This window comes from Paenibacillus endoradicis (genome assembly GCF_024721975.1).
The window spans coordinates 407,221-428,240 of sequence record NZ_JANQBB010000006.1; the positions used below are offsets into that span (position 1 = coordinate 407,221).

At 36.4% G+C, this 21,020-nt stretch carries 22 protein-coding genes; 12 read left to right on the plus strand and 10 right to left on the minus strand.

The genetic code is table 11. The annotated features are described in order from the left end of the window. Nucleotides 1-186: 186 nt before the first annotated feature. Nucleotides 187-762, plus strand: a complete 576-nt coding sequence (locus NV377_RS20295; protein ID WP_258202623.1) for a TetR/AcrR family transcriptional regulator — start codon at nucleotides 187-189, stop codon at nucleotides 760-762. A 159-nt stretch (nucleotides 763-921) separates the two neighbouring features. Continuing rightward, nucleotides 922-2,349, plus strand: a complete 1,428-nt coding sequence (locus NV377_RS20300; protein WP_258202624.1) for a DHA2 family efflux MFS transporter permease subunit — start codon at nucleotides 922-924, stop codon at nucleotides 2,347-2,349. Nucleotides 2,350-2,466: 117 nt separating this feature from the next. On the opposite strand, the gene NV377_RS20305 is transcribed toward NV377_RS20300, so the two are convergent. The 3 genes from NV377_RS20305 to NV377_RS20315 form a co-directional block, all read right to left on the minus strand. After that, the gene (locus tag NV377_RS20305) at nucleotides 2,467-2,943 is read right to left on the minus strand and encodes a DinB family protein (RefSeq protein WP_258202625.1); all 477 of its coding nucleotides are present in this window, start codon (nucleotides 2,941-2,943) and stop codon (nucleotides 2,467-2,469) included. Between the two features lie 176 nt (nucleotides 2,944-3,119). Further along, on the minus strand, nucleotides 3,120-3,284 hold the full coding sequence (locus NV377_RS20310) for a hypothetical protein (protein WP_258202626.1): 165 nt from the start codon (nucleotides 3,282-3,284) through the stop codon (nucleotides 3,120-3,122). Between the two features lie 45 nt (nucleotides 3,285-3,329). Beyond that, complete coding sequence (locus tag NV377_RS20315; RefSeq protein WP_258202627.1) at nucleotides 3,330-4,184, minus strand: alpha/beta fold hydrolase; 855 nt, start codon at nucleotides 4,182-4,184, stop codon at nucleotides 3,330-3,332. A 221-nt stretch (nucleotides 4,185-4,405) separates the two neighbouring features. On the opposite strand from NV377_RS20315, the gene NV377_RS20320 reads away from it, so the two are divergent. The 6 genes from NV377_RS20320 (at nucleotide 4,406) to rsbW (NV377_RS20345) (ending at nucleotide 7,739) form a co-directional block, all read left to right on the plus strand. Beyond that, on the plus strand, nucleotides 4,406-4,570 hold the full coding sequence (locus tag NV377_RS20320; RefSeq protein ID WP_258202628.1) for a DUF1328 domain-containing protein: 165 nt from the start codon (nucleotides 4,406-4,408) through the stop codon (nucleotides 4,568-4,570). 56 nt (nucleotides 4,571-4,626) lie between these two features. Continuing rightward, nucleotides 4,627-5,028 carry a YflT domain-containing protein gene (locus NV377_RS20325; protein WP_258202629.1) on the plus strand — a complete coding sequence of 134 codons (402 nt, stop codon included), beginning with the start codon at nucleotides 4,627-4,629 and terminating at the stop codon, nucleotides 5,026-5,028. 106 nt (nucleotides 5,029-5,134) lie between these two features. Beyond that, nucleotides 5,135-6,271 carry a SpoIIE family protein phosphatase gene (locus tag NV377_RS20330; RefSeq protein WP_258202630.1) on the plus strand — a complete coding sequence of 379 codons (1,137 nt, stop codon included), beginning with the start codon at nucleotides 5,135-5,137 and terminating at the stop codon, nucleotides 6,269-6,271. Nucleotides 6,272-6,376: 105 nt separating this feature from the next. Next, the gene (locus NV377_RS20335) at nucleotides 6,377-6,904 is read left to right on the plus strand and encodes a hypothetical protein (RefSeq protein WP_258202631.1); all 528 of its coding nucleotides are present in this window, start codon (nucleotides 6,377-6,379) and stop codon (nucleotides 6,902-6,904) included. Between the two features lie 80 nt (nucleotides 6,905-6,984). Then, on the plus strand, nucleotides 6,985-7,311 hold the full coding sequence (locus NV377_RS20340; protein ID WP_258202632.1) for an STAS domain-containing protein: 327 nt from the start codon (nucleotides 6,985-6,987) through the stop codon (nucleotides 7,309-7,311). A 2-nt stretch (nucleotides 7,312-7,313) separates the two neighbouring features. Continuing rightward, entirely contained in the window at nucleotides 7,314-7,739 is a 426-nt protein-coding gene (gene rsbW / locus NV377_RS20345) for an anti-sigma B factor RsbW (protein ID WP_258202633.1), read from the plus strand. 84 nt (nucleotides 7,740-7,823) lie between these two features. Here rsbW (NV377_RS20345) and NV377_RS20350 read toward each other — a convergent pair whose 3' ends face one another. The 3 genes from NV377_RS20350 to NV377_RS20360 all read right to left on the minus strand — a co-directional run bounded on the left by NV377_RS20350 (nucleotide 7,824) and on the right by NV377_RS20360 (nucleotide 12,162). Further along, a complete protein-coding gene (locus tag NV377_RS20350; RefSeq protein WP_258202634.1) occupies nucleotides 7,824-8,393 on the minus strand; it encodes a YdeI/OmpD-associated family protein in 570 nt (189 codons plus the stop codon). Nucleotides 8,394-8,521: 128 nt separating this feature from the next. After that, nucleotides 8,522-9,406 (minus strand): CheR family methyltransferase, encoded by an 885-nt coding sequence (locus NV377_RS20355; RefSeq protein WP_373425838.1) that lies wholly within the window; start codon nucleotides 9,404-9,406, stop codon nucleotides 8,522-8,524. After that, nucleotides 9,403-12,162, minus strand: coding sequence for an ATP-binding protein (locus tag NV377_RS20360; RefSeq protein ID WP_258202635.1), 2,760 nt, complete (start codon nucleotides 12,160-12,162; stop codon nucleotides 9,403-9,405). Before NV377_RS20360 ends, NV377_RS20355 begins: the two co-directional genes overlap by 4 nt. 126 nt (nucleotides 12,163-12,288) lie before the next feature. Between NV377_RS20360 and NV377_RS20365 the strand changes: the two genes are divergently transcribed. From NV377_RS20365 to NV377_RS20375, 3 genes are read left to right on the plus strand one after another with little or no spacing between them, the layout of a single operon-like run. Beyond that, complete coding sequence (locus tag NV377_RS20365; protein ID WP_258202636.1) at nucleotides 12,289-12,741, plus strand: DUF948 domain-containing protein; 453 nt, start codon at nucleotides 12,289-12,291, stop codon at nucleotides 12,739-12,741. Between the two features lie 36 nt (nucleotides 12,742-12,777). Beyond that, nucleotides 12,778-13,221 (plus strand): anti-sigma B factor RsbW, encoded by a 444-nt coding sequence (gene rsbW, locus NV377_RS20370; RefSeq protein WP_258202637.1) that lies wholly within the window; start codon nucleotides 12,778-12,780, stop codon nucleotides 13,219-13,221. Continuing rightward, nucleotides 13,218-13,991: a sigma-70 family RNA polymerase sigma factor gene (locus NV377_RS20375; protein ID WP_258202638.1), complete on the plus strand. Its 774-nt coding sequence runs from the start codon at nucleotides 13,218-13,220 to the stop codon at nucleotides 13,989-13,991. Before rsbW (NV377_RS20370) ends, NV377_RS20375 begins: the two co-directional genes overlap by 4 nt. A gap of 197 nt (nucleotides 13,992-14,188) precedes the next feature. On the opposite strand, the gene NV377_RS20380 is transcribed toward NV377_RS20375, so the two are convergent. Next, the gene (locus NV377_RS20380; RefSeq protein WP_258202639.1) at nucleotides 14,189-14,545 is read right to left on the minus strand and encodes a YtxH domain-containing protein; all 357 of its coding nucleotides are present in this window, start codon (nucleotides 14,543-14,545) and stop codon (nucleotides 14,189-14,191) included. Between the two features lie 208 nt (nucleotides 14,546-14,753). Here NV377_RS20380 and NV377_RS20385 point away from each other — a divergent pair, with 208 nt between their 5' ends. Further along, on the plus strand, nucleotides 14,754-15,050 hold the full coding sequence (locus NV377_RS20385) for a hypothetical protein (protein WP_258202640.1): 297 nt from the start codon (nucleotides 14,754-14,756) through the stop codon (nucleotides 15,048-15,050). 204 nt (nucleotides 15,051-15,254) lie between these two features. Here the strand turns inward: NV377_RS20385 and NV377_RS20390 are convergent, their stop codons facing one another. The 3 genes from NV377_RS20390 to NV377_RS20400 form a co-directional block, all read right to left on the minus strand. Then, nucleotides 15,255-15,401, minus strand: coding sequence for a DUF3934 family protein (locus tag NV377_RS20390; RefSeq protein WP_258202641.1), 147 nt, complete (start codon nucleotides 15,399-15,401; stop codon nucleotides 15,255-15,257). A gap of 220 nt (nucleotides 15,402-15,621) precedes the next feature. Next, on the minus strand, nucleotides 15,622-19,917 hold the full coding sequence (locus tag NV377_RS20395) for a cadherin-like beta sandwich domain-containing protein (protein WP_258202642.1): 4,296 nt from the start codon (nucleotides 19,915-19,917) through the stop codon (nucleotides 15,622-15,624). Nucleotides 19,918-20,227: 310 nt separating this feature from the next. Next, on the minus strand, nucleotides 20,228-21,020 hold a 793-nt coding region (locus NV377_RS20400; RefSeq protein ID WP_258202643.1), incomplete at its 5' end, for an S-layer homology domain-containing protein.

Here is a 21,020-nt window from a genome sequence, read left to right on the forward strand (position 1 = left end):
ACTTCATTTGTACTGCGACTTTTTATATAGCAAAAAAGTGTATGTGAATATTTAGTTAGTTATTTATTTTAATAATAATCGCCCAGTGAGTTCACTCACTGGGCGATTATTCCTTTGACAACTAAAGTATTTTCACATATTATTAGTAGACCGGTTTATATAATTTTTAGAAAGGATTATTCAAATATGACTGAAAAGCGAAATTCTCGTGAACTCCTTATAGAAACTGCATCCAAACTTTTTCGAATCCGTGGATATTATGGTGTAGGTCTAAAAGACATTCTTAATGAGAGTGGTGTACCGAAAGGTTCACTATATCATTATTTCCCTAACGGTAAAGAGGAATTAGCAATTGAAGCAATCAATCATACGAGAGCTTTGGTAATTAAAGATATTCAAGCTAAATTAGATGAAGTTGCTGATCCAATAGAAGCGATACAAGCTCATATCTTACAATTGTCTGAGATTTTCTCAGAATCTGATAACTTACTTGGAGTTCCAATTGGAACAATTGCCGCTGAAACTTATTCAACCTGTGAGCCTATACGAATAGTATGCCAATCAGCTTTCGAAAACTGGCAATCATTATATTCAAAAAAACTACTTGAGGCAGGCTATAGTGAGAAACAATCAAAGGAGTTAAGTATTGTTATTAATGCCTTAATTGAAGGTGGCATTATTTACTCTCAAACATCAAACAGTGGGGAACCACTTCGCGTCATAGCTAGTAAAATCCCACTATTATTAAAGAAAAATGATTAAATTCGTAATGAAAGTTAAGTTTATACTTACGAAGCTACTTTTCATTACTGTGAAGTAGTTCAAGGAGTTATGAAAAGTTTGAGTCTATGCTTACGAAGCTACTTTTCATTACTGAGAAGTAGTTCAAGGAGTTATGAAAAGTTTTAGGAGGAAATATTAATGACAGCAAGTGCGGTTCAACAACAGCAAAATTTTAGAACAACCCCTATTTTAATTTCATTTCTGATTGCGGGATTTATTGGATTGTTCAGTGAGACAGCATTGAACATGGCATTAGGTGATCTAACGGCCTTATTTGGAATTAGTTATTCTACAGTACAATGGCTTACAACTGGCTATCTGTTAACACTAGGTATACTCGTTCCTGTCTCCGGGCTGTTACTACAGTGGTTCACGACTCGTCAATTATTTGTTAGTTCATTGTTATTCTCTATTCTAGGAACATTAGTCGCAGCATTAGCACCAAGCTTTGCTGTACTTATGATTGCTCGTGTTATTCAAGCAATCGGAACAGCTTTATTATTACCGCTAATGTTCAATACAATTTTAGTAATTTATCCAATCAACAAACGTGGTGCCACAATGGGCTTAATGGGGCTAGTTATTATGTTCGCTCCAGCGATTGGTCCGTCCATGTCTGGCTTAATTATTGAAAATCTTAGTTGGAATTGGATCTTTTGGATCTCACTTCCGTTTTTCGTTTTAGCGTTACTATCTGGTTTGAAATATATGCAAAATGTCTCGACGATTACTAAACCGAAAATTGATATTCTCTCCATTGTGCTTTCAACAATTGGTTTTGGTGGGTTTGTGTATGGTTTTAGTAGTGCTGGCGAAGATGGTTGGGGAAGTATGACCGTCATTGCTACAATTATTATTGGTCTAGTGTCCTTATTATTATTCTCAATAAGACAACTCAAAATGAAGAAGCCAATGATTGATTTAAGAGTATTTAAATACCCTATGTTTACTCTAGGATTATTAGCTGTTTTCTTAACTTTCATGATCATTATGTCGTCCGCAATTTTATTGCCAATGTATTTGCAAACTGGTCTACTACTAGCTGCCTTTTCTGCTGGTCTTGTCCTTCTACCTGGTGGTGTATTTAATGGATTAATGTCACCCATCACTGGCCGTATATTTGATAAATATGGTCCTAGAGGACTTGTAATCCCTGGATTTATCATTATGATTGTGATGTTATTCTGTCTAGCTAATCTTTCTACAGAAACATCCATCATTGTAGTAATTCTCATGCATGTGTTTCTAATGATCGGTATTTCTATGGTAATGATGCCAGCACAAACTAATGGTCTTAATCAGCTGCCGAAAAACTTATATCCAGACGGAACAGCGATTATGAATACATTACAGCAAGTATCAGGAGCTGTTGGTACTGCTATTGCAATGACGATTATGTCAGCATCTAAAGATAGTTATATGAAAGATGTTACAGATCCTTCTGACCAATTAGCCAATGCTGCTGGTTTAACCGCTGGTGTCCAAGATGCCTTTATTTTCGGATTAATTCTTGCTTGTATCGGATTAGTCTTATCGCTATTTATCAAAAAAGCTAATAATCAATAATAGAAGTTAACATTTAATTAATGTTACAACTATAGCTTGTCATAACAATACCCCCTTACAAGTACATTTTCGTACACTTGTAAGGGGGTATTGTATATATTACTTATAATAATTGAATTATACTTTAGCCATTTCCTTCGTAGGACCCATAACTGCAGGGACAGTAAGACCGGCTTGACGTAACAATACTGTCATTTGACCACGATGATGATTTTGATGATCAATAAATGATCTAAGTAATTTACCTCTTGTTGTAGCACCTGCGAAGCTTTGAATTTCTTCAATAAGTTCCGCATCAGACAACTTACTAGCTTGTTCGCTAACAGCTTGAGAAACTTGCTCATATCTAGCAACAATATCTGCTATATTAGTAGGTACTGATTCTCCATGACCCGGAGCTGGAATGTTCAATCCTACCAAACCTCCAAAGAAGCCTGTTACGCCAACTAAATGCCATGCTAACCAACCAAGAGAGTTATGACCATCTACGATAGATTGACCAATTTTTTCATTCGTGATTGCTTTAATCACTTTCAATGTGCCATTAGATGATGCGTTCCAATCCTCAATAAAATCCTCAATATTTCTATACAAATCTAAACACCTCTTATACATTACTTTGTTTCATATTATTAAGTCTACTAGCCAGCTTCTAATTTGTCCAATTTAGTGAAATTGATACCGTTCAATTTAACGACACAAAAATTTTGATCATATTTCTGATAAATAATAAAGCAGCCTTTTCTCTATGAAAAGGCTGCTTTATCTATTTATCTACTTCGCGCAGTTAATTCTTTATTCTCATTTATCAAAAAACAAAGCGCGAGTAAATCATTCATTGTTGGGAAAAACATTATTTTCTTGCTATGATTCACTTTATAACTTAACTTTTGCTTTTTCTTTTGATTAATTATTTTTTCATTACTTTTGTTCACTTTCTCTTACCTCCTGTTTCACTTTACTGCTCCATTATTATTGAATTATTGTGCTCGTTTTTCCATCTTCTCATAGAGAATTTTCAGATAATTTGCTATCACTCGTGATAATTGATTAGGTACTTCGACTAAACTCATATGTGCCACACCTTCAAATGTATTCTCCAAAATATGAGGATAACCAAACGTTGAATCTGTAATGCCCTCACCCGTAATGGAAAATGTATCTAGTGGAGAAATAATATCATCTTCAGCTCCTGCAACTAAAAGAATAGGATAAGTCGCATTTGCCAGCACATGGCTACGATCAGGTCTTTGCATCATTCCTTCGAGTGTACGAATAGCACCTGTTGCTGTCATTTCTAATCCAACAGTTATGATGTCATACACTTCCCCTTGCATTTTTCCAAGTTTAGAATCCATAAATAACTTTGGAATAAGTTTCTTAACGTAATGATTTATGCCATTATCAGAAATATCATCAATATCTTGACGTCGCTTATCTTTCACTTCTTCTGTATCTGGCAGTGCAGTAGAATGGATCAATCCGAGACCCAATAGCTTGTCCCCATATTTATCTGCAAAAGCAAGCGTTACATATCCACCTAAGGAGTGGCCAAACATCACAACTTTATCGATTTCTAATTGCTCCATTAATTTATATATATCATCAGCCATAGCTTCCATTGAGTAAACGCCATTAGGAGTAGACGTGCCACCATGACCACGTAATTGTGGCATGATAATACGATACTTTTTACTTAACAGTGGGCAAACTTTATGCCAGTATTGAGAAGATCCACAGAAACCATGTAGTAGTATTACCGCTATCCCGCTACTCTCCCCGCATTCTTCATAGACCATATCGATACCGTTGACGCTTACCTTGTGCTTATTCATCGTAGAACACCTACCTTTACAAATTTAGTTTCAGCTCTATATTCTATTAAACTATTTCAGCTCTTTTTGAAACATTTGCTAATTTAAATTATTATTCCTTCATTAATATGCGGGTATAGTTATTATATTTTCGTTATTAATTCATGAAAAAATGTTTCAATACCAGATATATTGGTTATTACATATCATGCTTCAAAAGCCAAGAAAGAAAGGTGATTCTTATGTTAGGATGGACTTTAATGTTTTTCTTTTTAGCAATTGTCGCCGCGATTTTTGGATTCCTTGGAATTGCATCTACACTGGCAAGTATAGCTAAAGTATTATTCATCATTTTCGTCGTACTATTTATTGCTTCACTTATTCTAGGTAGAAGACGAACGATGTAACTTGACTTTCAGTCATAGCAAAATCTTATATTCACCAAATTTAAGGAGGAATTACAATGGAAAATTTAATTAATCTTGCAACTACAAAGGTACGTATCGTGAACAGTATTACTGAAGTCCAGGACCAAGTGAATATATTTCAACGTGAGGGGTACTTAAATGATAATATATTTGTACTCACACACGATAAAGACAGAACTTCACGTATTGTCGAGAAAACAGATGCAACAACAATTGGGATGGCTGAAGAAGGTTTTGGTACTACCATCGCCAATATGTTCCGTTCTACTGGAGATGAGCTACGTGCCAAAATGCGGTCACTTGGTATTTCCAAAGCCGATTCTGAACGCTTAGAAACTGAGATGGACCGTGATAAAGTTCTAGTTATTGCTTGGAGCGGTAAAGAATATATAGGGGAAGATTTTGACCCTTCTGTCTACTATTACACTTATTATTAATGCTCATATTGATCTTTTTCTAAATGAATCGAAAGACCTACTCATAAGGGTAGGTCTTTCGAGTATGGTATAGTAAGATTGATATTTTAATGAAGGAGGTTTATCGATGAGCATCATAATTGTTGACGACAATACTACCAATCAACTCATTATAAAGACAATATTGAACAAAGCTGGTTATACGGATTTGAAAATTGCCTCCTCCGCTAAAGAATTATTTCATATATTAGGCGTTCATTCTACCATTGTGAAAGAAAGAGAAGCCGAACTCATTCTTCTGGATTTGATGATGCCAGATATTGATGGAATAGAAGCATGTAGAACACTGCAGCAAGATGAACGTTTAAAAGATATTCCTATCATCTTCGTAACTGCAGTAGGAGATTCTAACAAAATGGCTGAAGCATTAGATGCCGGTGCTAGCGATTACGTCATGAAACCGATTAATAAGATGGAACTATTGGCTCGGATTCGTTCTGCTTTACGACTCAAGAAAGAAATAGATTGGCATAAAGAACGGGATCAACGTATGAAGAATAAACTTGAACTTGCTAAACAAGTGCAACTAAGTGTGCTAAGTAAAGCAATCAACGATGAAAACATTGAAATTAGCGCAGTCTATCAGCCGTCTTCTGAACTTGCAGGAGATTTCTATGGATGGTATCGCATTGATAATCATCGCTATGGAATCATACTATTAGATATGATGGGTCATGGTATTTCCGCATCTTTAGTATGTATGTACATCTCATCTATATTAAAAGATACCATTACTCGTATCTCTGACATGGAGCAAGTTATACACGAGCTCAATCGTTATATGAATCAGTTACATATGAAAGATGAATTAATAAATTACTATTTTACAGCTATATATATGGTCGTAGATACTAAGGAAAAAACTGTAGAATACGTCAATGCAGGTCACCCTCCTGGTGTTGTATTTGTAGATGACAGAATTGAATTACTTGAACACTGCTGCGGAGCAATTGGATTATTCAATTCTTTGAACGTTAACAAAGGATTATTACATTATGAAAACAGTATGGAGATCATATTATATACAGATGGATTAACTGACTCTATTGCAGATGGTGCAGAGATTCCAATGGACAAGCTTATAAATTTAATGAGTAAAGAAAAGGATTTAGAACCAGCAGCACTTGTAGAGCAAATTATTCCTGAATGTAATGAGAGTAATCAAAAAGATGATATTTGTTTAGTTAAACTTATTGTTAAGTAACGTATAAAGCTTTCTTATACTTAATGATTAATTAAATGTTTCAAGTCCAAGGAATTGGTTTATACATTATTAATTAATTGATTTTGTATTAGGAGGTATGATGATATGAAGGTCATTCTATTAATCAGTTACCTAATAGTTGGTATTATTAGCCCAATTCAATTGAACAATGTAATGCCTATAGCCGAGGCGGCTACAGTAGAATTAGCAGAGCAGAGTGCTATCAAGGTGATCAAACCCTCTCAAGAGATCATTACACTAAATACGGTTAATAGTATTTCCCTATATGATGATGTTTCTACAGTCATCAATATATTAGGTGATCCAGAACAAATCAGTAGCGATTCATATTTTGTTGAATATGAGATGTACGAATATCCAAATATGACTATTAGCTTCATAGACGATACGATTGATAGCGTAGAAGTAGGTACTGACGCTTCTACCATTACGCTGGATCAAGTAGAAATACCAGCAACTATTGAGGCACTGCAGTTAGCTCTAGGTGATCCAGACTATGTAGCAGAAGATGGCCTAGTTTATCAGCGAGATGAAGCCGTACTTAAACTTTTTATTGATCAAGATAATAAGCAGCTACAATCAATAGCTTTTTATCATATTGCATCAACTTAAAACATTAACAATTTGTACCCTTGTTTCAAACTTATTTTATTGGTATTATTTACTAAATTAAGAAGACCGGAGTGAATGCAATGTCAGCTAAACAATTTCATATTGAACAAGAAGAAAATAATGAAGCATATATTTTACATGTAAGTGGAGATTTAGATCTTGCAGTTGTTCAGCAGTTCCGAGCTGTACTTGGGCCTATCGTGAAACAATCTGAAAAAGCATTAATTCTTAATTTGAAAAATCTAAACTATATTGATAGTACTGGAATTGGTATTATCGTATCTATCCTGAAAATTCGTGATGGATTGCATGCACCTTTTATTGTTCAAAACATTCCGGCACCTATTAAGCGACTATTTGATTTGACAGGTATATCTGGATATTTAACAGAAGGGACCGAAGTGTAAGCATGAAAGAAATCCGTTTACAAATTCCTGCCCTTGCCGATTACATTGATATTGTACGAGTATGCCTATTTGGTATTGCTTCAAAATTAAGCTTCTCTTACGAAGATATTGAGGACATGAAAGTTGCTGTCTCAGAGGCTTGTAACAATGCCGTTCTTCATGGATCTAGAACATCGCAGCATCATAATATTGATATTTGTTTTGAAAGTCGAGAACATAGTCTGACTATCAAAATTAGTAATAAAGGGCATTCATTTAAACATGAAGATGCGTTAGAGAATGCATCCCCTCTTCCAGCAACGGATATTAGTGAATTACCTGTAGGTGGATTAGGAATTTATCTCATGCAAGCACTAATGGATGAAGTTACAGTTGAAACTACCGACAACATTACTCAAGTTACACTAGTTAAATTTCTAACAGCGTAAATAGTAAATAATCAATATAAAAACAGGTCAAGACTGGGATATACGTATCCCGATCTTGACCTGTTTTGCATCCCTTTGCACATCTTAATAATCTAGAAGGCGTCCATTATCATGCCATTGACCGTACATTTTATTTTCTTTAGTGTTTGTTATAAATTTGTCTAATTTAGTATTAAATAAATCCAGCTCATTTTTATTGCTTTGAATCGTATCGATTCTAACTCTTTTATAAAGATCTGGAAATGCCAAAAAGTTCTCATATACTTGCCGTTCCTCTTGTAATCTTTGCTCTATAACAGTATCTATTTTAAATGAATCTTGGTCCATATTAGGAAGTACCTTTCTTCCTTCATCACTCATTAACCCCAACTTCTCGAGGCGGCGTACACGTTCTTTATTCAATTCAGTCCAAGAGCTTTTTTTGCTTCTAGGAGACAGTCTTTGCGCCAGCCCAGTTTCAGATATTTTCTTTTTGACTCCATCGATCCATCCAAAACATAAAGATTCCTCGACCGCATCCAAGTATAGCAAAGTATCTTGGTTTGGCGTCATACTAACTACGACCCAACAAAATTTTTCAGTCTTACTGTTCTCCTGTAGCCAATTCCTCAAATCTTCTCTCGATTTTACTGTAATAAGATTCTCAATCTCCATAGATATATTACAAGCTCCTTTCTATCGTTTTTAAGGATCCCTCAAAGTACACTTATACAGAAACATCAAAGCAGGGAAGCTACCATGTAGAGTGGAGAAGCGAAGCGTTCGCCCTGTAAGCTGATTTTCTACATAGAGAACTTGCGAAAGATCCGCTCACACGGAACGATATCTTCATATTGTGCTTTGTTGGCAGCAATAATTGACTCCATATTACCCAGTACCAAAAATCCATCCGAGGTTAAACTCTCATAAAATAAGTTATGAACACGGTGCTGCAGTTTAGTATCGAAATAGATCATAACATTTCTACATAAAATAATATGAAACTCATTAAATGTACTATCTGTTGCGAGATTATGCTGTGCAAACACGACTTTATTCATAATCTCTGGATGAAAAATGGCATATTCATCATCAGTAATATAATAAGTTGAAAATTCTTTAGTTCCTCCAGCAAGCATGTAATTTTTCGTAAAGGTTTGCATTCTTTTCAATGAAAACTTACCTAATTTTGCTTGCTCTATTACTTGTTCATTCATATCTGTCGCATATAGCTTTGTTTTGTGTAACAAATCTTCTTCCTCTAACAAAATGGCCATAGAGTAAACTTCTTCTCCAGTTGAACAACCAGCATGCCAAATTCTAATCTCCGAATAATCTCTTATCATAGGAACGATTTTCTGCCTAAAAGCTAGAAAAAATGATGGATCTCGATACATCTCTGTTACACGAATAGAGAGATCATTAACTATTGTTTTTATAAATTCGGGTTCATACAGTACCTTTTCAAGCAAAGTAATCATATTAGGCAATTGTTCAATTTGCATTCGATTAATGATTCTTCTTCTTAACGATGATTGCAAATAATTGCGAAAATCAAACCCGTATGTCTGATATATACCTTCTAACAGTAGTCTTATTTCAATATGCTCTAATTCAATAGATCTGTTTGGCTCTAAATTCAAACCAGTGTTACTTTTGTTGTGATCATCGTTGTAGTTTGTGTTCAATGTCTCACCTGCTTCGTTAACCATACTGTCATTAATGAAAATAATTGATCCATATTGATTGGCTTGCTAATATAATCTGAAGCTCCCGCTTCTAGACAGCGATCTCGATCGCTCTTCATCGCTTTTGCAGTTAGAGCAATAATCGGAACATCTTGTAGCGTAGCATCCCCTCGAATAGCTCTCATCGTCTCAAACCCATCCATCAATGGCATCATAATATCCATTAGAATAAGATCGAAGTTACTATCTTTTTGTAAAATTTCCATACACCGAATACCATTACCAGCTACAGTGACATCCACCCCTTTTCTTTCAAGTGCTTTCACTAATGCATATATATTACGCGCATCGTCTTCTACAACAAGAACTTTCTTATCAGTAAATAATGAATTCTCTTGATAAGTAATAATATGATCTTCAACTTTCGTATCTTGTTCATCTGATGAAATAATAACGACCTGTGAATCGGTTGAAGCAGCAACTTCTTGATTACTGTTAGTTATCTGTTCAATTTTTGATTGACTCAAATTAGGTAAGTAAAGCGTAAAGGTACTACCTATACCAGGAGTACTGTCTAGTGTAATTTTACCACCTAACAATCTTGAAAATTCATTACAGATGGATAACCCAAGTCCAGTACCGCCATATTGACGATTCGTCTCTCCGTCCACTTGCTGGAACGCTTCGAAGATTAATTGTTGCTTATCAATTGGAATACCAATACCCGTATCACTAACTGAGATAGCTAGTACTTGTTCATTGCTATACAATGGTAATAATTGCTTTGCTAATGTTCGATCAGCAAGTCCAATTGTCAATTTCACTGTACCTTCATTCGTAAATTTGAAAGCATTAGACAATAGATTTTTCATAATTTGCTGTAATCGTTGACCATCCGTATGCCATGTATTTGGTAGATTATTGTCCGTCTGAATCTTAAATTGAATACCTTTCTTATCTGCAATCGGTTCAAAGCTAAGTTTGATCAACTCTGGTACTTCCGTTATATTGACCTCATCAATCGTTAATATGACTTTACCCGCTTCAATTTTAGATAAATCAAGAATATCGTCAATTAACTTAAGTAAATCATTTCCGGAAGAATGAATCACTTTAGCGTATCCCTCTTCGTCTATACTTAACGAGCTATTTTCATTATCAGCAAGTAACTGAGACAGGATTAAAATACTATTCAAAGGAGTTCTTAGTTCATGCGACATATTTGCTAGAAAATTCGTTTTATACTGCGAACTTTGTTTCAGTTTGGCTGAATATATTTCTAACTCTTGCTTCGCTTTTTCTAATTCTTTCGTTTTTTGTTCTGCAAATAAATTCTGCTCTTCCAAATGCTCCGTCGTCATACGCATTTCTTCTTGTTGCATTTGTAGTTCTTCTGATTGTGACTGTAATTCCTCTGTATGTGCTTGAAGCTCCTCCGTTAACACTTGAGATTCGCTTAGTAAGCGTTCAACTTCCATGCGCCCTGATACATTGTTAACCGCAATACCAAAATCCACTTCGATTTCTTCCAGTAATTTTAGATGCTGAGAACTGAATGGTTCTAATGAAGCGAATTCTACAACAGCCTCTACCTTGTTTTCATATTCTATCGGAACAATCAAAATACTTTGGGGCGCAATCTGACCAAATGCTGTAGTTATCATTGCTGGATGATCTTGAGCACCATTCAATAGAAAAATTCGTTTCTCAACTGCACATTGCCCTATTAGCCCTTCACCCATCTTGAATTCATATTTCCCAACATTTTCATCAAGTCCAGCATAAGACGCGATATTAACTAACTTTTGCTGCTTATCATTACCTTTACGTATATAGAAAACCCCATAAGTCGCATTAATCATCGGGGCTACTTTAGATAAGAAAGATTCGCCTAATGTTGTTAGATCATTAATACCTTGGTTCATTGTTGCTACTTCGGCTACTTTTGTCTGAATCCAGTTTTTTATTTCCAAACTCGATAAGAGTTCATTCGTTGCCTCTCCCAAATCACGTATTTCATCTCTTGTATTAACTTTAATTCTAGTCGTCAGGTCTCCACCAACAGAAGCAATTTCGGTAATTGTTTTAACTACTTGCTTAATCGTGTTGACAATCGATCCCGACACAAAAGCAACAATCATAAATGCGATCACAGTAACGATTAGTAGCATGACATAAATTCCAATCGTTAATAGTTGGTTTCGATTTTCTAATTCACTCACATGTGCTTTCGTAGATTGGATTTCTTTCGTATGCAGAGATTCAAACTTACTACGTAATTCATCAATATATTGTTTACCTATATCATTATTAAAAAACTCTACTAACTCTTCTGTTTTATTTTGTTTTTTTAATAGAATAGTAGGTTCACCTACTGTATCAATCCAATTTTGGATGGATAGCTTAATTTCTTCTAAATCACTTTGTGTACTCAAATTATCCGATAGATGGGTATATAAGCTGTTATATTGCGCTTGCCACTGTGATTTCCCCTCTTTATACGGATCTAGATATACTTCATCTCCCGTGAGTAGATAACCACGCTGTCCTGTTTCCATACTTAAAGTAGCATTCCGAACGGACGCTATTAAGTTATGAATTTCAATATCACGACTAGTAATACTTTCTACTTCATCCTGCAAAGCTGAAATTCTATCGGTTACGATAACAATGGACACGCTTAAACAACATATTACAAGGATATATCCAATCGCAATTTTCATTCGTATATTTAATCTCAATCCCTTTAGCATCATAATCTCCTTTTCATTCTTTATAGATTTAATAGAATACATTAATTATAACATGACTTAATTTTTGGATCTTTCTGATTCAAAATAGATGATCTTGGGTAAATATTAAAAAAAGAGGATGTGATATATATGGATCTGTTCATTCAAATTGGCATTATTATTATTACGATTGCATTTATTATTCTGATGTATTCTATTGTACAAACGTTGAAAGTGTTGAAAGCAGCAATTGAAGAAATGCGGCTAATGATTGGACAAGTACGAACGGACGTCTCTCACATTTCAGAAGATATGAAAGAGGCCATCCATAACACGAATGAAATGACGCTCGATGTAAGGAAAAAGTTAAGCTCTCTCAACATACTTTTTGCAACCGTCAATGATATTGGACAAGCTGTTCATTCATTTACAGGTGTAGCTAAAGAATCTGCCGCTAATCTAGCCACAACATTGAAGAAGGATCAGCGTCAAACTGTACAAAGTGATCGTAATACCTCGAAACGTACCGATGGGATTTCTACTGCAATAGTAGACACTATCATTTCTTCATTACGAATATGGAAACGAGTCAAAAGATTTTAGACTATAATAAAGTAACGATAGAGAGGAACATGACTAATGACAAACCCTCGTATTCATTTAACAATACCTGCTCAGGCAGAGTATATCGATATTGTTCGACTAACTTTATATGGAGTAGCTAACAAAGCTGGATTCTCCTATGAAGAAATTGAAGACATGAAAGTAGCTGTATCAGAAGCTTGTACAAATGCTGTACTACATGCTTACGATTTTCAACACTTTGGCTTAATCAATGTTACATTCCAATTAGAAAAGGATTATATCTGTATTTCAGTCAAAGATTCTGGCAGTAGTTTTCAGTTTGAACAAACAGTTAGTAAGCCTGTTGCTCTTCATAATCAATCATTAGATAATATTGTTCCTGGAGGACTGGGAATTTATATGATGCATGCCTTAATGGATAGCGTCGAGTTTCGTACCGACCTCGGTACGGAGGTGATACTAACAAAGAGAATTAGTAGAAAAGAGGAACTTGCATGAATAACAAATCCTCCTGTCTTAATCCAGAACAAACGATAGAATTGATGGAGATCTACAAAGTGAGTGAATGTAATGATATCGCAACTGAACTGCTTCTTCATTATAAACCGCTTATTCGAATGGCCGCTGTCAAAATGTCACGTAGTCGACCCGATTTGTTTGAAGATCTATTTCAGGTTGCTCAACTATCCATGCTAAGATTATTTAAACAATACGACCATGAACGTGCAATTCCATTTGAAGGATATGCAATGAAAAGCTTAATTGGACATCTCAAAAATTATTTACGTGACAAATCATGGTATATACAAGTTCCTAGAAGAATTAAAGAAAAAGGATTGCTAATTCAGAAATCAATTGACCATCTTACAATAACTCTTCAACGATCTCCAAATATCGATGAAATTGCAGCTCATATGGATCTAACTGTTGAGGAGACGATTGAAATTCTATCTTCTCGCGAATCTTATCAATACATTTCGTTAGATACACCGCTCTCTACTGATAATGATAGTGCAACGATTGGTGATCTTATTGATTCTCAAGTTGATGAATATAAGGCAGTTGAGCACCGGATTGATCTAGAAGATGCACTAGAGCACTTGAAAGAAGAAGAACGTAATGTGCTTAATCATATTTATCATAACGATTTATCACAGCGTACTATTGCCCAGCAGCTCGGCATTTCGCAGATGAGTGTCTCACGTATACAGAAGCGTGCGATTATGAAGCTACAAAGAATATTAGCTCATCATAAGTTAGATGAATGATAACTTTTCTTAATATACTTCACATACGCCTATTACCTCAACCTGCTCCTGATACCTTATCCTGATTGTTATCTTTCAATTAGGATAAGGTATTTTTGTGCAAAGAGTAACATTAATCATGACACAACTAAGCAGAACTGCTCTTTTCGCAGTTCTGCTTAGTAACCTTTTAATACTCCTTTATGTGATTATGAGCTTTATTTGTCTGTAGCTGTTAGCTTATCTTTAATCTCGTCTTTTGTGGAAGAAAATGTATTTTTAATGTTCTGATTAGATTCTTTCGCTTGATCAGCAAGACTAGATGCTTCTTCCTTAACACTTTCAACGATATCTTTTGTTGTATCACCAACGGTGGATGCAATCTCTCTTGTTCTATCTCCAACTGTAGATGCGATTTCTTTCGTTTTATCACATAAAGAATGATATTTGTTCGATAGTTCCTCTCGCATCTTGGCACCCGACTTAGGTGCTAGTAATAGTGTAGCAACGATACCCATCGCGCCTCCTATTACAGTCCCTAGCAATATTCCACTACTTCTCGTTTCATTTGGCATTTGATATCTCTCCTTTTTGTTTCATTTAATAAAAATGTGTAAGTAATGTATCAACTTCTTACTATGTAGTAACCACCCTAGCAATCTTTGAAACATATTTTTTGAATCACTTATATCTGTTTCATAGTAGACACAAGTGGGTATTAATGAACAAGTGACATTACAATAATGTGGTTCACTAATCTACCATTGAAAGGATTGACTGAACATGAAAACAGCTACTGATTTACATCACACAAGTGAAGAGGTAATGGAGACCGGGCAGTATGTATGTGCTGCTGGAGAAAAACGAGAACTTAGCAAAGGAAACGCATTTCCTGCTTGTCCACAATCAGGAAAAGACACAACATGGCGCCATACTAATCATCAACATAAAACCGGTGAGCTCGTAACAGAAGCCGGTCAATATATCGATGATGATGGTGAACGAATGAACTTAAATGTCGGTAACAAATTTCCTACTTGTCCGAAAACAGGTAATAATACCACATGGATTCATGCATAGTACAACGGCTTTATTTCTTATTTCATAAACCAATAAAGGGATGCCGAGTAGTAGTCTTGACTACTACTCGGCATCCCTTTTATCATTGTATCATCAAATAATTTCTATCAAGAAGTTATTTGATGATACAAACAATACATGTGAATTTTTGTATCTCAACATAAAAATCTCCCAATCAGATGATTGGGAGATAACTACACTCCATTATGGAGTAGAAGTAGGTTTTGGTTTTTTTGTACCTTTACTCGTATATGGTTTTGGTGCGCTCGCAACTTTTCTTTCTGCTGCTTGCCAACGATTCCATCCTTTTTTTCCAGTTCCTTGACCTGTACCGCCTTTACCTTTAGCCAACTTATCACTCCGTTATGAGATCTACTAAAATAACTGGTCAGCTATATTAGTGTCTACTTTTGCTTTCTTTATTGTAACAGATTCCATGCCACTCACCAATAGTAGCTTTTGTATCTCGTTATTACAATGAAAGGGTTATCCCTCTTGCCATATGGTATCAGCATTACGGATAACCCTCTTGTATTAATCTATTGTTCAATATTGGGTTCTAAGTACTCAGTTATTGCTGTTGCGCTAATACTTTCAATAATACAGTAACTGCTTCCGCTCTTGTTGTCATTCCGTTACCGTCATAACGATTGTTACCTTTGCCCTCTATCAATCCAAGTTCCTTCATTGCAGCTACTGCACCTTTTGCCCATGTTGGAATGACTTGATCATCCGCAAAATCTGTAATGGCATTCTCTTCTGTCACTAATTCCATTGCACGTGCTATCATCACTGCCATCTCTGCACGGGTAATTTCTGCTTGAGGGCGGAAGCTTCCTTCACTATCGCCTAAGATTATGTTTGCTTCCAACGCTTTTGCTACTGCACCTTTAGCCCAATCTCCGATTTCTGCTGAATCTGTAAATGTAAGATCCGTCGCTTTGCCTTCTAGCTTCAACGTATTCATCAACATCACGACAAATTCTGCTCTGGTTACATTTCGTTCAGGTTGGAACGTTCCATTCGAATAACCCGTTACGATGCCTTTGTCTACCGCTTGGATAATGTTATCTTTTGCCCAATGACCAGCAATATCACTAAATTTCAGCGCATCTGTTGGTACATCTACCGATTGACCCACTACGAGTACAGCGAACTTTGTAAAATGTTTAACCGATACTGTGATACGATTTCCGTTCACCGTACCTCCAGTAATCTCTATCCATTGTTTTGTAAGCTCATCATAATAGAATACGCCTGGTCTTTGGTCACTGCCTACTTTATTTGGATCAAACATGAATGTGAGTGTAGCTGGTTTACTGAAATTTTCCGGGAAGTTTTTCAGTATCTCAAATACATGACTACCTAGCAGTTCATCATTAGCTAGAAGGTTGTTCGTTTCAAGTAATTTTTCTATCGTAATCGTTACATCGTTGTTCGTAGCATTCACTGGTATAGAAACCGTTACTTCATTGTCTAACGCAACCGTTCCTGTACTCCCTGTTGGAATCGTTACCTTACCATTGGATGAGGTTACATTCGGATCAATGATCGGTGTTGATCCACCATTGCCGCTAGACGCTGCCTTACGCGTCACGACTACCGTGTACACCTTAGACAGTTCATTCCCTACTGTTACCGTTATTATAATCGTATTTGCTCCTACTTTAAGTGGAAGCGTAGCACTTGCAGCACCACTTGTAACGATCGTACTTGCTTCACCATTCACAGAGACTTTTACTACTGCTGTTGGTTCGACTACTGTAGGAGTAACAGTAAGACTAGATACTCCATTGGATACATCTTGCGTATAATTTGTCTCTGATCCTGTAAATGTCTTATTCAATGCACCACTACTTAATACTAGATTATTTAGATCAAGACTTGCTTCGCCACGTGTTACGACAACCGTATACATCTTAGATGGCTTATTCCCAACCGTTACCGTTACTGTTATCGTATTTTCTCCTACTTTAAGCGGAAGTGCATTACTGGCTTCTCCAGTTTTAACAATCTCACTGTCTTCGTCATTCACTGAGACTTCCACTATTGCCGTTGGTTCTACTACTATAGGAGTCACTGTTAGACTGGTCTTTCCATACGCCACATCTTGCGAATAACTTGTCTTGCTACTTGTAAACGTCTCATTCAGTTGACCACTGCTTAATGCTAAGCTTCCTAGATCAATACTTGGCTCGCCACGAGTCACGACAACCGTATACTCCTTAGAAAACTCATTTCCAATCGTTACCGTTACTTTAATCGTATTTTCTCCTACTTTAAGCGGTAAATTAGCACTTGCTTCTCCACTCGTTACGATCGTATTAGCTTCGTCATTCACAGAGACTTTCACGATTGCTGCTGATTCGGCTACTGTTGGAGTAACTGTTAGACTAGATATTCCATACGTGACATCTTGCGTATAACTTGTAACTGAACTATTAAATGTCTCATTCAGTGCACCACTACTTAATACTAAGCTTCCTAAAACAAGATTTGGCCCGCCACGAGTTACGACAACCGTATAAACCTTAGAAAGCTCATTCTCATCCATTACGATTACTTTAATCGTATTTGCTCCCACATTAAGCGGAAGAGTAGCACTTGCTTCTCCACTCTTAATGATCGTGCTAGATTCACCATTCACAGCTACTTTCATAATTGTTGTAGGTTCTAATGCTGTAGGCGTCACCGTTAGACCAGATATTCCATACGCGACATCTTGCGTATAACTCGTCACTGGACCCGTAAATGTCTCATTTAGTGCACCGCTATTTAGTACTAAGCTACTTAGATTAAGATTAGCTTCACCACGAGTTAAGATAATCGTATACACCTTAGAAGGCTCATCGCCAACCGTTACCGTAATCGTATTTGCTCCTACTTCAAGTGGAAGAATCACACTTGCTTCTCCACTCGTAACATTTGTACTTACTCCACCATTCACAGCTACTTTCACGATTGCTGCTGAGTCCGCAGCTGTAGGAGTCACCGTTAGACTAGTCACTCCATACGCTATAGATTGGGTATAATTCGTCTTTGAACTAGTAAACGTCTCATTCGTTGCACCACTACTTAGTATTAAACTACTTAGATTGACATTTGGCTGAATGATCTGTTGCACCGTTGCATCTGCATATCCGTCCGCAACTACTGCGATCGTATAGGTAGCAGCTGAAAAAATGTTAGCAAATAGTGTAATCTTACCTGCTTCTATCGAGTAATCCTCTTCACTCAATGTGTCCCCATTAGCAACAATGGTTGTAATCGCGTTTCTCCATGTTGCATTATCAATGAATGTAATTTCTATATCATTTATAACATCGTTATTAGTTATATCAGCTGATAGGACAGGAGAGCTAAGTAACCACACCGCATAGAAGGTTATGTCCGCTCCAATGTTGATATTATATAATTCTCCTGGTTGATAATCATCTCCACTACCATCTGCTTCTGTATTCCAGCCAACGAAAGTGTGTCCTGATTTGGTTAAGTTTCCACTATTATCGTCTAAAGTTATTTCTTGACCTTGCTTAAGAAGTTTAAATATTGGAGCTCTACCACCCGTATTTCCATTCCCTGAATAGATGACATACTCAGGACTAGGCAATTCAATGAGATAAGGATAACCATTATTATGTGCTGGATTTATTGTCCAAGTACTATCATCGAAATTCCAGCCCGTATAGGTTGCTATTTTTTGCATGTCTGCTATAGATACTGAATCGCCTTTACCACTATCAGATTGACCCGTTGTCTCCTTATTGTAAAAACCATTAATTACGGTAGCGCCAGTAGCTAAAATACCAACTAATCCACCTGTGTTACTAGTACCACCAGTTACTTTACCGGTAGCATAACTATTATTCATTGATTGTTGAGCGTACCCGATTAAACCACCTACGTTCTCATCACCAGAAACATTTCCTAGTGCGAAGCTGTTTGTAACAACATTATTACTATTTCCAATTAATCCGCCCACGTTTTTTCGCCCAGACACATTGCCTGTAGCATAGTTTTTATTTATTGATAAATTATTACTAGCTTCACCGATAAGGCCACCTACATTACCATAAGATGACTTACTAGTTACATTACCGGTAGCGTAGTTATTATTTATTGAAGAAGTACCACTAGCTGTACCGATCAGACCACCTACATTACCATAATCAACCCCAGTTACGTTACCGAAAGCGAAGGTGTTATTAACTGTCCCAGAATCAACCACACCAATCAAACCACCTAATTGAGCACCAATTCCACTTACATTGACATTAGCGTTACTATTAAGAACCTTTCCATAGAAGTTTTTACCAACCAATCCTCCTACAAAATTCAAACCAGTAACTTCCCCTGTAGCAGAGGATGCGGTCACTGTACCCATATTGAAACTAACTAGACTACCAGTATTATTCTCTCCACTAACATTTACATCAATAAGATGAATGTCACTTATCGATGCTGAGCTAGCTACAAATCCAAATAATGCCTGACCTTCTGTAGTAGGTCTATTAATATACAAGTTACTTATCGAATAGCCAGCTCCATTAAGATTCCCTTGAAAAGTATTGCCCCAATTTCCAATTATGGTCCAACCTTTCCCGTCATCATTACTTGCATAGCTACTTAAGTCAATATGATCAATCAATTCGAAGTAAATACCCGCTTCTAAATGGTTACGAACAGCATTCAATTGATCCGCATTTGCAATTTGAAACGGATCATCTTCAGTTCCATTCCCACCAGCAAATTCTGGCGACTCGGCTGCTACCTTGTAATCCCCCAATATTGCTATTTGCTGCGTAGTACTTAACAACAGCGTCATCGCTAGCAGAATTACAGTTACTTTTCTTCCTAAATTTCTCATCTTATTCTCCTCTAATGCTCATTATTTTCTTAAATAGACTACTCCTTTAATTTTATAGTGCTTTTACTAAAATTACGCCTACCCATATGGGTAGGTTTTTGCGAAAAAATCATCTTTATTTGGATTTAGAGCAGTTTTTCTAGAAAAAATAAACAAAGCCACCTACATATGATCACAACTCTAAGATCAGTCCTAGATGACTTTATAATATGTAATAAAAGGGTTATCCCTCTTGCCATAACTAATCAGCATTAAGAATAACCCTCTTATATTAATGTTGTAATCTCAATATTGGATAGTAATTAGCCCGTTATTGCTGTTGCGCTAATACTTTCAATAATACAGTAACTGCTTCTGCTCTTGTTGTCATTCCGTTACCGTCATAACGATTGTTACCTTTGCCCTCTATCAATCCAAGTTCCTTCATTGCAGCTACTGCACCTCTTGCCCACATTGGTATCACTTGATCATCCGCAAAATCTGTAACAGCATTCTCTTCTGTCACTAATTCCATTGCACGTGCTATCATCACTGCCATCTCTGCACGGGTAATTTCTGCTTGAGGGCGGAAGCTTCCTTCACTATCGCCTAAGATTATGCTTGCTTCCAACGCTTTTGCTACTGCGCCTTTAGCCCAATCTCCGATTTCTGCTGAATCTGTAAATGTAAGATCCGTCGCTTTGCCTTCTAGCTTCAACGTATTCATCAACATCACGACAAATTCTGCTCTGGTTACATTTCGTTCAGGTTGGAACGTTCCATTCGAATAACCCGTTACGATGCCTTTGTCTACCGCTTGGATAATGTTATCTTTTGCCCAATGACCAGCAATATCACTAAATTTCAGCGCATCTGTTGGTACATCTACCGATTGACCCACTACGAGTACAGCGAACTTTGTAAAATGTTTAACCGATACTGTGATACGATTTCCGTTCACCGTACCTCCAGTAATCTCTATCCATTGTTTTGTAAGCTCATCATAATAGAATACGCCTGGTCTTTGGTCACTGCCTACTTTATTTGGATCAAACATGAATGTGAGTGTAGCTGGTTTACTGAAATTTTCCGGGAAGTTTTTCAGTATCTCAAATACATGACTA